Source organism: Olleya sp. Hel_I_94, assembly GCF_007827365.1.
GTDB lineage: Bacteria > Bacteroidota > Bacteroidia > Flavobacteriales > Flavobacteriaceae > Olleya.
On record NZ_VISI01000002.1, the window covers coordinates 2483311 to 2495626 of the forward strand.

The window sequence follows — 12316 nt, forward strand, 5'->3', positions numbered from 1 at the left end:
TCATTTTTGGCACGCCTTTTGAAATTAGTCTATTATCAATCCTTAAAACGACACATTATGAAGACAATAAAACTACTTTCAGGTTTTGCTTTAATAGCAATATTATTTACCTCTTGTTATAGCGAGGTTATTGTAGACGACTATAATGGTTATAATGAGCTAGTACCAGTTAGTATTAACCAAGTGCTAAATTCGCACGAGTTATGGTACGTTGCAGTGGATGAAACTATAGGTTATGGCGAGTCTCCTTTTTTACAGATAGCATTCACCATTTCTTTTAGAAACGGTACGCTGTACGCTAATAATAATTTAGTTGGTATTGGTAGTCAAGGTAACGGTTTTGGTATCCCAATTGGAAATTATAATGCTTACAACATGATATTAGACGTAGACCATGATATTGATGGTTATGATAGCTTTGATGTGTATCAAATAGATAATAATACCATAGAGTTGTACAACCCGTTTACAGACACCTCGTACTTTTTACATGGTTACCAACGTAGCACTTTTGATTTTGATTATGTGTTTTACGACAACTTACAATACTTTTTACAAGAATATGAAGCTTGGGAAAAAACATACACAAGCAATTATGGTGCTTTAAATGAGTTTGATAACGAAAATTATTTGCAATTTTTATCAGGCGGAAACGATAACACGTTTAGAAGTAGTCAGGATCCAAACGGAATTAATCCAAACAATTTATATTGGGATTACTCAGGATTTTATAACGTAGGAAACTTTAGCGGAAACATGTACTTAAAGTCATTAGTATTAGATTATGATTATTTTGATAATGAGCAGTTTGAGTTAAGTATTATCAATGATCAACGTATAGAGTTATTCCATCCAAGTTCTGGAACCGTTTACGAGTTTACTGGTAGAGGATATATCCAATATTTAAAGGTTGGTACAGAACTTAATAGAGCTAAAACTTCTGGTCTTAAAAAACGTGTACAACACACCAAAAAACAAGATAATCCTAGAGAAAACTCTAGAGCATAATATATTGAATTAGTCATTTAGTTAGTTTAAAAACCGCTTAGAGCAAGTCTTTAAGCGGTTTTTTATTGTATACTTTAACAAAGACTTGGCATAAGAGTTGTTAACATAAGTTGCAGTTAGACAACTAATTTTTTAACTTTATAAATATTAAATAACACTAAACAACAATCATAATTATGGGATTATTTTCATTTATTAAAAATGCAGGAGCTAAAGTTTTTGGAATAGGAAAAACTGATAAAGAAGAAGCTGCAGCAGCCGAAGCAGCAGAGGTTAAAATGGAAACATTAGCTGCTAGAAAATTAGAAGAAACAGCAAGTGATCTAGACTTACAAGTAGAGGGTTTAAGTATCTTTATAGATGATGATGCAGCAACCATTACTGGAGTAGCAGCAGATCAGGCAACCAAAGAAAAAGTAGTATTATTAGTAGGTAATAGTGATGGTATTGCAACTGTAGACGACCAAATGACAGTAGCTGTAGCAGAAGTTGAGGCGCCAGAAGCACAGTTTCATGCTGTAGTAAGTGGAGATACTTTAGGTAAAATAGCGAAGCATTACTATGGTGACGCTATGAAATATCCAGAAATTTTTGAAGCCAATAAACCAATGCTTACAGATCCAGATAAAATTTATGTTGGACAAGTATTACGCATACCTGCTTTGGACTAAACGCATTATATTTTATGTAAAAAACGCTAGCTTAATAGTCGGTGTTTTTTTTGTTTTTTACTCAACGTCATTTATAATATTAATAACATGTCTAGTAAAATAGGCTAGCATAATTAGTAATCCAACTATATTTAACCAAACAACTTTGTTGTTTGATTTTAAGTTTTGTTTGATGTTAACTGTGATAGTGTAAATCACGTAAATTAAGCCTATTGTAAAAATGTATTTCAAGGTTGTGTCAAGCTTTATCTTATTTTTTTTCTGTTTTAAAATATATAAAAAATGGCATTATTATAAATAACACAACTAGAATAGGGATATAATTAAATTTGTAGTCACCTCTTAATAGATGATTATTAACTAAACCAAAAAAACCATAACCAAAAAGAGTAGCAATAAATGATATGATATAATAAAGTATAAACTGTTTTAATGTTTACATGTTTTTTAAGTTTAGAGTATTTGAATTCATATACCATTCTTTTTTAAAAATGATTAATTAGGTTTTTATATAATTCTATAATTGGTTCTATTGGATCAGTCCAATTATCAAATTCTAGATGATAGTTAGTTTCAATGCTCCAAACATTATCATATTGACAAGTTATATTTGGATCAAATTTTTCTTTATTAGCAATTTCACTTAGTATGTTTAATGCGTTGTTTTTACTTAAGAAGTACTTTAGATTTGAATGTTCTGTTGTAACATTTAGTCTGCTTTTTTTTTGTAAAAACAGATTTTTTAAATGAGATGTGGTATTTACAGTAAAAGGTATTGGATGAAGTGTATCATTTAGTTGACAGCGTATAGTTGTAATATAATTGGTTCCTGTCTGATTTATTATGGTAAAAAGATTGTCTTTATAGGTAAAGGTTATTTTATAAATAACGTTAGGACTGCGGACTCCCATACCAATGGATATGTTTTCATCTGTAAAATAAAATTGTCCATTTTCTTTTTCGGCTAAATTCTTGAAAAATTCTTTGTACATATACTGTTGATTGTTACTACATCCAATTTAGTAAAAATTTTAGAAACTAATCTGAAGGTTTAATCCTACCTATAAAAATTCATTTCATCTAAATAAGACCAAACATGTTCTGGCAATAACGGTTTTATGTTTTTACCAGCTTTAATACTGTTTCGTATTAAAGTAGACGATATCTCCATTATTGGAGCCTCAATATGGTGTATTTTTGGGTGGTTATCAAATTGGGTTTCTACTTTACCATCACTTATTCTAGGATAGACATAAATGTTGTGATGGTCTAAAATAACCTGATAGTTTTTCCATTTATGGAAGCTTTTTAAATTGTCTTCTCCCATAATTAGCGAGAATTCTTTTTCAGGATATTTCTCTGTTAAATAGGCTAATGTATTAACAGTGTAATTGGGTTGTGGTAAGTTAAACTCGATATCACTTTCTTTAAGTGTATCATAGTCTTTAGTCGCTAGATATACCATTTCTAAACGATGATGGTTATCTAACAGCGTGCTTTTTTTCTTAAATGGATTATGTGGTGTTACCACAAACCAGATTTGGTCTAAGTCGCTATTTTCCACCAATTGGTTAGCAATTATTAAATGTCCAATATGTATTGGATTAAAAGATCCAAAGTATAAGCCTATTTTCATTGCGTTATCAACACTAGTATAAACGTGTTGTAATTATTTATTTATAAAATCACTAACTAAATGCTCTGCTTCGGTTAGCGCTTTTTCAAGATTATCATTTTCTATAATAACATCAAATAAAGGTGCTGTAGCTAGCTCTGCACTGGCTTTACTAATGCGCATATTAATTTTGTCGTCACTTTCTGTCTTACGTTTTTTTAAACGTATTTTAAGCTCGTCAATACTTGGTGGCTTTACAAAAATAGCGATGGTTTGTTCCGGAAATTTACGTTTTATACGTAAGCCACCAGACACATCTATATCAAAAATCACATTTTTGCCTAAAGCCCAAATGCGCTCGACTTCGGTTTTTAAAGTGCCATAAAAGTTGTCTCTGTATACCTCTTCCCACTCTAAAAAATCGTCGTCCTTTATGTGTTGTTTAAAATCTTTAGCAGATAAAAAATAGTAATCCTTGGCATGCTCTTCCGTACCACGTTTTTCTCTAGAGGTTGCAGATATTGAAAAGGCTAAATTTAAATGGTCTTGCTTTAGTAAATGTCTAACAATGGTTGTTTTTCCGGATCCCGAAGGTGCTGAAAATACGATTAGTTTACCTTGTTTTTTAGTGTTTTTAGTCAATGTGCTAATAATTTTTAATGTTGGACACTACTATTACAACTTGTGTAATGGTGGTTAGTGTGGTTATTTTTTGTGCTTTTTATCTGTTAAAGAACATTAAGTAATTGTTCTTTAATTTTTTCTAATTCGTCCTTCATTTGCACAACTAATTGCTGCATAGGTGCGTAATTACTTTTTGATCCAATGGTATTGATTTCTCTACCAATTTCTTGAGCGATAAAACCTAGTTTTTTTCCGTTAGAGTCTACACTGTTTATACTTTCTATAAAGTAATTTAAGTGGTTGTCTAGACGTACTTTTTCTTCAGTAATATCAAATTTTTCAATGTAGTACACCAGTTCTTGTTCAAAACGGTTTTCGTCATATTTTTCTTTAAGCTCTTCAACCCCTTTACGTAGACGTTCTTTAACACCTTCAACGCGATCTGGATCCATTGCAATAACTTGTTGTAATAAATCTGCAATGTTTTTAATACGGTCGTTAAAGTCTTGCTCTAACACTTTACCTTCGTTAAGTCTGTAGTCTTTTAAGCTATCTAAAGCGACATTAATTTCAGCTTCAATTTGTTTCCACTCAGTGTTATCAATTTCTTCTCTAACAGTATTTAAAGCATCAGGAAAACGCACAGCCATTTTAAGTAACTCAATCTCATTACCATCATTATAAACTGCTTTTAATTGCTCTATATATTGCTTAACAACAGGAGCATTAATTTGTGTTGAGGTGTCATCTGCAGTGGTTTCGACGTATATAGAAAAGTCAACCTTACCACGTTCTAATTGCTTAGCCATTAGTTTACGTAAGTCTAGCTCTTTCTCTCTGTAAATTGAAGGCATTCTAGCGTTTAAATCTAGGTTTTTGCTATTAAGCGATTTTAACTCGATAGTTATTTTTTTTGTTGGTAATTGTAATACAGATTTACCATAACCTGTCATTGAATATATCATATAAACACTAATTAATTGCTACAAAGGTAAGTAAAATGTTAACGCCTAAGAAATCCAAATTTTATTATGCATGCAGAATATATTATTGTAATTTTGAAATAACAAAAGTTAACGATTATGTATAAAAAAGATTTTGAAATTAGATGGAGTGATATTGATGCTAATAGACATTTAGCAAACTCGGCTTACATTAATTTTATGTCGCATACCAGAACCGCTTTTTTACAAGATCATGGGTTTTCTTTAATGGCTTTAAGTAAAGCTGGTATTGGTCCTGTGGTGTTCCATGAGCATGTTCATTATTTTAAAGAAGCGTTTTTAGGACAGCCAATTACGGTTAGTTTAGAGGTGTCAGGATTAAGTGAAGATGGTATGTTTTTTAAATTTGACCATAATTTTTACAATAGTAAAGGACAAAATTTAGCGTTTTGCGAAATCTCGGGAGCTTGGATAGATTTACATACCAGAAAGCTTACTGGCTTATCTGAAGACTTATTAGAAATGGCTAATAAATTTCCTAGAACAGCAGACTTTGCCATATTGACTAAAGAAGACATGCGTAAGCATGGACGTTTACCTAAGGATTTAGTACTTTAGGTTTTTTAGTTACCAAATACACGCCAAAGAATATTAAAGATGACGCTGTTAGTTTAACTATTGTAACTGCGTCACTACCTGCTATTACTGCATATATACCAGCAATTAATGGTTGTAAGTATATAAACACAGTGACAGTAGAGGCTCTAAGGTGTCTTAATGCTAAGGGATTAAGTAAGTAAGTGCCAAAGGTTGCACCTATTATTACAAACACTACAGAAAACCATATGTATGGTGTAAAGGTCGTTGTATTTATGGCTAGAATATCATTAAACCCAAAAGGTAAAACCATAAAAAAGCCAATTAAAAATAACCATCTTATAAATGTAAATGGATGGTAGCGATAGGTTAGTTTTTTAATTATTATAATGTATATACTATAAGAAATAGCATTTAGTAATATCATGATATTTCCTAAAAAGACATTATCTCCTGGACTTGCGGATTTACCATAGACGGTAAGTATTGTTGCGCCTGCAAATCCAAAAAGAACACCTAATATTTTGATTTTTGTAATTTTTTCTTCTAAGTAAAATGAAGATAGTAATAATACGATAATAGGGCTTATTATCATTATTACAGAAGCGTGTATTGGTGTGGTTAATGCTAATCCTTTAAAAAATAAAAGCATATTTGTTGCCACTCCAAAAAAGGCTGCATAGATTAGGGTTAAAAAATCTTTTCGTTCTATTTTTTCTTTTGGTCCTAAGCTACTAAATAGCCAGAATAATATTGCTGCGCCACCAACACGCAGTACAATAAAGCCAAATGGTTTTATAAAACCACCAACCATAACGTCTTTAGCAAAGGTGTAGTTTAGTCCGTAAAGTACTTGGACCATAAATGCTGCTAATAAAGCCCAATACCTAGTTTTCATTGAGTGCTAATTTGGTCGATGCTGTGGTTTTTTTAGAATTACCAATAAATATAGTCTGATCAATAACTACAACTGGTCGACTTAAAAAGGTGTAGTGTTCTAGTAGGTAGTGTTTGTAATCTTTTTCGGTTAGGTTTTGATCTTTAAGTCCCATTTCCTTGTATAATTTAGCACGTTTGCTAAATAAGGCTTCGTAACTACCTGATAATGCTGCTAAATCTTCAACTTGTTTTACGGTTAAAGGGTTTGCTTTTATATCTTGTAATTCAAAATCTGATGGTAGATTAAGCTCTTTTAAAATACGTAAGCAAGTACTGCAGGTTTTAAGGTAGTATACTTTTTTCATGGTACATTTTATTTTTTGCTAAGGTCGTTTTTTTTGTTAAAAACTACTTCATTTTTTTATTAAAACTAGTCCTTGCAAGGCGAAGCTTCCGCGAAAGCGTTATGTATAATTGGAAAATTACATGAGCGTGCTATAAAGCACATGGTATTGGCTTTATGATGTAATTGGTTGGCTTTAGTAATCATGCTTGCGTCTGCAACTGTGACTTTTGGGTGTAGTGTAACGCTGGTAAATTGACCACTTCCATCTTTGTTTTCTTGCATTATGCCTTCTGCATAGTCTATGTAATCTGTAACTATTATATTGTTGGTTGCACACAGGTGTAAGTACCATAGCATGTGGCATGATGAGATGGATGATAGTAGTAACTCTTCTGGATTATAACGTGTGTCATCGCCTAAAAAGGTAGGGTCAGCACTTGCTAGTATAGTTTGCGATTTATTAGGGTTTGCTATGGTATGATTGCGATTATAGCTTTTGTAATTAGTTGTCCCTTGACCAAGATTTCCTGTCCATGTAACGGTTGTGTTATAGTTGTGTGTTTTCATGTTTTAAGTTTAAATACTAAAGTTAAAAATTGAAGTCTAATTAGTTTTATTTTTTTTTATTTACTTTCTTGTGCAAAAATTTAAAACTATGGACTTTACATTTGATGTTACGCTAAAAAACAGAGCAATTTTTAAACAATTTTTAGAGACTTTTACACTTGAGCAATTAAATAAAGTGCCTAGTGGTTATAGTAATAATATTTTTTGGAACATTGCGCATACTGTTGTAACGCAACAGTTGCTAGTGTATAAGTTTTCTGGGTTACCTATGGTTGTTAGTGATGCACTTGTTGAGGCATACAAAAAAGGAACAAAAACAGAACGAGCGGTTAGTCAAGCTGAGGTTGATGAAATAAAGGATTTACTATTTAGTACTATTGAAAAAACTGAGGAAGATTATAAAAACGGAGTCTTTAAATCTTATCAAGAATATACTGTGTCTACAAAAAGTACTTTAAAAAGTGCAGCTGATGCTATCGTGTTTAATAGCTTTCATGAAGGAATCCACTTGGGTTATATCCTAGCGCTTAAAAAAAATATTTAATAGTTAATATATTGATCTACTACTGTAAATGGTATGGTAAACTCTAGTAACTGTGTGTTGACATGACCTAAGTCAAAATTATCATAAATTATAATTACTCCGTTGTCATTAAAGCCAATGGTTTCTGGTAGTTTAAAGTCGCTAGTGTCGTTGTTTATGCTTGTGTAAGTAGTCATTAACTCCTTGTCATAATACTTTTTGACAATGGCTTTAAAAGCGTCAATATCATTAATAAGCTCTTTTGTTGTTAATGATTTTCCATTGGTTAAATCAAAATTAAAAAACTTAAACTTTAAGTTGCTACTTGCAGCTCCTGTGTTGATACTTCCATTCATGGATATACAAACTAACGCTTCGTTTTGGTAAGATACTTCTCCATCAATTAAAGCTTCCCATCTTGGAAATTTACTGTCAAAATCGGATAAAAATGATTTATTAAAATTAGTGTAAGCCTCGTTAAATGCTGCAATGCTTTCTTCAATAGTTTCTTTTTTACTTTTAGCACTATCTATATTTAATATCTGACAAGCAAAATTGTTAAGTGTAGCATTTATGTTTTTTGCAGTCTTGGTTTTACCATTTGCTTTAGGCAAAACAATTTCTACAAAGGTTTCTTTTTCTTTGGATATTTGGGTTTCAGAAAAAGTAATAGTCTTGTCTTTTTGACAAGAGGTTGTCATTATTAAGCAGTAAACTACAGTAATAAGTAACGATTTAGAGTTGGATAAAGTGTTAAACATAGACTAAAGATATTGTTCTAGTTTGAATACAGCGAATTAAAAACTATTTTTATTGTTAACAAAAGTTTTCTTCATGAAATTTAATACAAAAACAATACATGGTGGTCAAAAACCTGATCCAGCTTATGGTGCAGTAATGCCACCAATATATCAAACATCAACATATGCACAATCAACACCTGGAGGTCATAAGGGTTTTGAGTATTCTAGAAGTCATAACCCAACAAGGCAAGCTTTAGAAAAAGCATTTGCTAGTTTGGAAAATGGCGATTTTGGATTAGCATTTGGATCTGGATTGGCAGCTATTGATGCAGTTATGAAATTATTAAAACCTGGAGACGAAGTTATATCTACTAACGATTTGTATGGTGGAACCTACCGTTTGTTTACCAAAATTTTTGAAGGCTTTGGTATTAAATTTCATTTTGTTGGTATGGATAATGCTGCTAATATAGAAAAGTACATAAATGCAAACACTAAATTAATTTGGGTAGAAACACCAACTAATCCAATGTTAAATATTATCGATATTGCTGCTGCTTCAAAAATTTCCAAAAAGCATAACGTACTATTGGCAGTCGATAATACGTTTGCTACACCTTATTTGCAGCAACCTTTGGATCTTGGTGCAGATATTGTTATGCATTCTGCAACTAAATATCTTGGTGGACATAGTGATTTGGTCATGGGAGCTTTAATAGTAAAAGATCAAGACTTGGCTAAAAAACTATATTTTATACAAAATGCTAGTGGAGCAATCTGTGGTCCTCAAGATGCTTTTTTAGCTTTACGCGGAATAAAAACATTACACGTTAGGATGCAGCGTCATTGTGAAAATGGTAAGGCTGTAGCCGAATTTTTAAAGTCGCATCCTAAAGTTGAAACTGTCTATTGGCCAGGATTTGATACGCATCCAAATCATACCATTGCCAAACAACAAATGAGAGATTTTGGAGGTATGGTTAGCTTTGTTACTAAAGGAAATAATTATGATCAAGCAATTAAATTTGTTGAAAACCTTAAAGTATTTACACTAGCCGAATCCCTAGGTGGTGTCGAGTCGCTTTGTGGACATCCAGCAAGTATGACGCATGCTAGTATACCAAAAGCAGAACGCGAAAAAATTGGTGTTGTTGATAGTATGATAAGGCTAAGTGTTGGAATAGAAGATGCTGAAGATTTAATTAATGATTTACAACAAGCCTTAGGTTGATATCTAGGCTGTAAACACAAAAAAAAGGTCAAGTTAAAAACTTGACCTTTTTTTATATTGCTATTTGATTAATTAATCAAGATAATAAATGTATCCTACATTTAACCAAACTAACCAATCATTATATTTGTTATATTCTAACTGGTGGTTTAAACCATCAATCCAATCGTTAAAATAATATTGACCTCTAAGGTCTAACATTAAGTCAGAAATTGTATTTAATTTATATCTTACACCAATACTTGAAACTACAGACCAAGTAGAACCACCACTAACATCAATAGGATTTTCTAAAGGAGGTCTAGACCAAGGGTTATAAAAATTATTTAAGTTATTAATATTTCCAGGATCACCTTCGCCAAGGTATGACGTACTAACTTTAGGATTAAAAGACACATAATGCGCACCTAAACTAACAAATGGAGCAAGTCGGTAACCAAACGCTTGAAAAGATCTAATGCTTAACGGAAAATACTCTAATTGCATTCCAATATCAAAATTATTGGCTTCACCAGAGTGTGCTCTTAATCTATCTGCATCAGCACTAGTTTGTTCTGGTTGAACAAATAAACCATGATGATCTAGTTTGGTTTTGTTGTAAGAAATTTCGGTGCGTAGTTTAAAGTGGTCGTTAAAATAATTGTCTGTCGTATAGCAATTACAATCTGCTTGATAAGCAAAATTAATATAATGTACTAATCCAATACCAAAACCAGTGTTACCAGAGTTAGTTGAAAAATCATTTCGTTCTCCAAAATCAGATTTAAAAGCAACAGGTCCAGTAATTATCCCAATTTCATGAGAGAAGCCTAACTGAGAAAATGCGTTACTAGTACTTAACAATATAAGTATGACTAGTATCAATTGTTTAAGGTTAAACATAATAAGGCTATGGTTTAGAGGCTATTTATTAAGCAAATATATAAAATCACGACGAACATACAAATTTTACAGATAACACGTAGCCTTTTATTTTAAATTTTAATATTTATTAATTCTACTATAACGTTTGCGAAAATTAAAAAAAAATAGGTGTACAAATAAAGATAATGTATCTTTGTATCACATTTTTATGGATTGTATAACACTATCGTAATTATTTACATAATGAAAGATAAAATTGAAGCATTTTTAGATTTAGTAAAGCAAAAAAATGGCAATGAGCCAGAGTTTTTACAAGCAGTACACGAAGTTGCAGAAACTGTAATTCCGTTTATAGAAGAAAATCCAAAATATCAAGGTAAGATGTTGTTAGAGCGTATGGTAGAGCCAGAACGCACAATAATTTTTAGAGTACCTTGGATTGATGATAAAGGAAATACACAAGTTAACAGAGCTTTTAGAGTTGAGTTTAACTCGGCAATTGGGCCATACAAAGGTGGATTGCGTTTTCATCCATCAGTAAACCTAAGTATTTTAAAATTCTTAGGATTTGAACAATTATTCAAAAACTCTCTTACAACTTTGCCAATGGGTGGAGGAAAAGGAGGAAGTGATTTTGACCCTAAAGGAAAAAGCGATAACGAGGTCATGCGTTTTTGTCAATCGTTTATGACTGAATTATTTAGACATATTGGAGCAAATACAGACGTGCCAGCAGGTGATATAGGAGTTGGTGGACGTGAGATAGGATACATGTTTGGACAATACAAACGTTTAAAAAACGAATTTACAGGAGTATTAACTGGTAAAGGATTATCTTATGGTGGATCTTTAATCAGACCAGAAGCTACTGGTTATGGTACAGTATACTTTGCAAAAAACATGTTAGCAACTAAAAACGATTCATTTAAAGGTAAGACAGTTGTTATCTCTGGATCAGGAAATGTTGCACAATATGCTTGTGAAAAAGCAACCGAGTTAGGAGGTAAGGTAGTAACTATGTCAGATTCTTCTGGATATATTTATGATAAAGATGGTATTGATGCAGATAAATTAGCATATATCATGGAAATCAAAAATGTTAATAGAGGTAGAATTAGTGAATATGTAGATAAGTATAGCTCAGCAACCTTCCATGAAGGAGAAAGACCTTGGAGTGTTAAATGTGATATTGCTATGCCTTGTGCTACGCAAAATGAGTTAGACAAATCTGAAGCTGAAACTTTGGTAAATAATAATGTTATTGCTGTTGCAGAAGGTGCAAACATGCCAACAACACCAGAAGCAATTGAAGTGCTTCAAAAAGCTAAAGTATTGTTTTCTCCAGGTAAAGCATCTAATGCAGGTGGAGTTGCTACTTCAGGTTTAGAAATGAGTCAAAACTCTTTACGTTATAATTGGACTAGAGAAGAAGTAGATGCTAAACTAAATCAAATCATGGATGATATACATGCGTCTTGTGTAAAATATGGTACTCAAAAAGATGGAACCGTAGATTATGTTAAAGGCGCAAATGTTGCTGGATTTGTTAAAGTTGCAGACGCTATGTTAGCTCAAGGAGTCGTTTAAGATTTTATTGTAATTTTTATAAAAACCCCTTAGTTGCTTAATGTAACTAAGGGGTTTTCTGTTGTATAAAACAGACACACAATACAATAAATTATAGTATTTTTGAGTTTTATTAAT

Annotated in this window: 16 protein-coding genes; 6 read left to right on the forward strand and 10 right to left on the reverse strand. The window is 31.9% G+C overall.

The window, feature by feature from the left end:
• Window positions 1-57: 57 nt before the first annotated feature.
• Window positions 58-1008, forward strand: coding sequence for a nicotinic acid mononucleotide adenyltransferase (locus JM82_RS14325; RefSeq protein ID WP_145005490.1), 951 nt, complete (start codon window positions 58-60; stop codon window positions 1006-1008).
• A gap of 176 nt (window positions 1009-1184) precedes the next feature.
• Window positions 1185-1679 carry a peptidoglycan-binding protein LysM gene (gene lysM, locus JM82_RS14330; protein WP_145005493.1) on the forward strand — a complete coding sequence of 165 codons (495 nt, stop codon included), beginning with the start codon at window positions 1185-1187 and terminating at the stop codon, window positions 1677-1679.
• 57 nt (window positions 1680-1736) lie between these two features.
• Here lysM and JM82_RS16435 read toward each other — a convergent pair whose 3' ends face one another.
• From JM82_RS16435 to JM82_RS14350, 5 genes are all read right to left on the reverse strand, one after another.
• Complete coding sequence (locus JM82_RS16435) at window positions 1737-1910, reverse strand: hypothetical protein (protein ID WP_186439228.1); 174 nt, start codon at window positions 1908-1910, stop codon at window positions 1737-1739.
• A gap of 254 nt (window positions 1911-2164) precedes the next feature.
• Window positions 2165-2671 (reverse strand): hypothetical protein, encoded by a 507-nt coding sequence (locus JM82_RS14335; protein ID WP_145005496.1) that lies wholly within the window; start codon window positions 2669-2671, stop codon window positions 2165-2167.
• A 65-nt stretch (window positions 2672-2736) separates the two neighbouring features.
• A complete protein-coding gene (nadD, locus tag JM82_RS14340; protein WP_145005499.1) occupies window positions 2737-3315 on the reverse strand; it encodes a nicotinate (nicotinamide) nucleotide adenylyltransferase in 579 nt (192 codons plus the stop codon).
• Between the two features lie 33 nt (window positions 3316-3348).
• On the reverse strand, window positions 3349-3936 hold the full coding sequence (gene gmk / locus JM82_RS14345; RefSeq protein ID WP_145005502.1) for a guanylate kinase: 588 nt from the start codon (window positions 3934-3936) through the stop codon (window positions 3349-3351).
• Window positions 3937-4022: 86 nt separating this feature from the next.
• Entirely contained in the window at window positions 4023-4883 is an 861-nt protein-coding gene (locus JM82_RS14350; protein WP_145005505.1) for a YicC/YloC family endoribonuclease, read from the reverse strand.
• A 117-nt stretch (window positions 4884-5000) separates the two neighbouring features.
• Between JM82_RS14350 and JM82_RS14355 the strand changes: the two genes are divergently transcribed.
• Window positions 5001-5480, forward strand: coding sequence for an acyl-CoA thioesterase (locus tag JM82_RS14355; RefSeq protein WP_145005508.1), 480 nt, complete (start codon window positions 5001-5003; stop codon window positions 5478-5480).
• Here JM82_RS14355 and JM82_RS14360 read toward each other — a convergent pair.
• The 3 genes from JM82_RS14360 to JM82_RS14370 all read right to left on the reverse strand — a co-directional run bounded on the left by JM82_RS14360 (window position 5461) and on the right by JM82_RS14370 (window position 7251).
• Complete coding sequence (locus tag JM82_RS14360) at window positions 5461-6357, reverse strand: DMT family transporter (RefSeq protein WP_145005511.1); 897 nt, start codon at window positions 6355-6357, stop codon at window positions 5461-5463. The genes JM82_RS14355 and JM82_RS14360 overlap by 20 nt on opposite strands.
• Window positions 6347-6703, reverse strand: a complete 357-nt coding sequence (locus tag JM82_RS14365; protein ID WP_145005514.1) for an arsenate reductase family protein — start codon at window positions 6701-6703, stop codon at window positions 6347-6349. Before JM82_RS14365 ends, JM82_RS14360 begins: the two co-directional genes overlap by 11 nt.
• Before the next feature lie 65 nt (window positions 6704-6768).
• On the reverse strand, window positions 6769-7251 hold the full coding sequence (locus JM82_RS14370) for an OsmC family protein (RefSeq protein WP_145005517.1): 483 nt from the start codon (window positions 7249-7251) through the stop codon (window positions 6769-6771).
• 88 nt (window positions 7252-7339) lie between these two features.
• On the opposite strand from JM82_RS14370, the gene JM82_RS14375 reads away from it, so the two are divergent.
• On the forward strand, window positions 7340-7795 hold the full coding sequence (locus tag JM82_RS14375) for a DinB family protein (protein ID WP_145005520.1): 456 nt from the start codon (window positions 7340-7342) through the stop codon (window positions 7793-7795).
• Here JM82_RS14375 and JM82_RS14380 read toward each other — a convergent pair.
• Window positions 7792-8535, reverse strand: coding sequence for a PdaC/SigV domain-containing protein (locus tag JM82_RS14380; RefSeq protein WP_145005523.1), 744 nt, complete (start codon window positions 8533-8535; stop codon window positions 7792-7794). The genes JM82_RS14375 and JM82_RS14380 overlap by 4 nt on opposite strands.
• 73 nt (window positions 8536-8608) lie before the next feature.
• Between JM82_RS14380 and JM82_RS14385 the strand changes: the two genes are divergently transcribed.
• Complete coding sequence (locus tag JM82_RS14385; RefSeq protein WP_145005526.1) at window positions 8609-9748, forward strand: cystathionine gamma-synthase; 1140 nt, start codon at window positions 8609-8611, stop codon at window positions 9746-9748.
• 72 nt (window positions 9749-9820) lie between these two features.
• Here the strand turns inward: JM82_RS14385 and JM82_RS14390 are convergent, their stop codons facing one another.
• A complete protein-coding gene (locus tag JM82_RS14390; RefSeq protein ID WP_145005528.1) occupies window positions 9821-10630 on the reverse strand; it encodes a THC0290_0291 family protein in 810 nt (269 codons plus the stop codon).
• 225 nt (window positions 10631-10855) lie between these two features.
• Between JM82_RS14390 and gdhA the strand changes: the two genes are divergently transcribed.
• Window positions 10856-12199 (forward strand): NADP-specific glutamate dehydrogenase, encoded by a 1344-nt coding sequence (gene gdhA / locus JM82_RS14395; protein WP_145005532.1) that lies wholly within the window; start codon window positions 10856-10858, stop codon window positions 12197-12199.
• The last annotated feature ends 117 nt before the right edge of the window (window positions 12200-12316 follow it).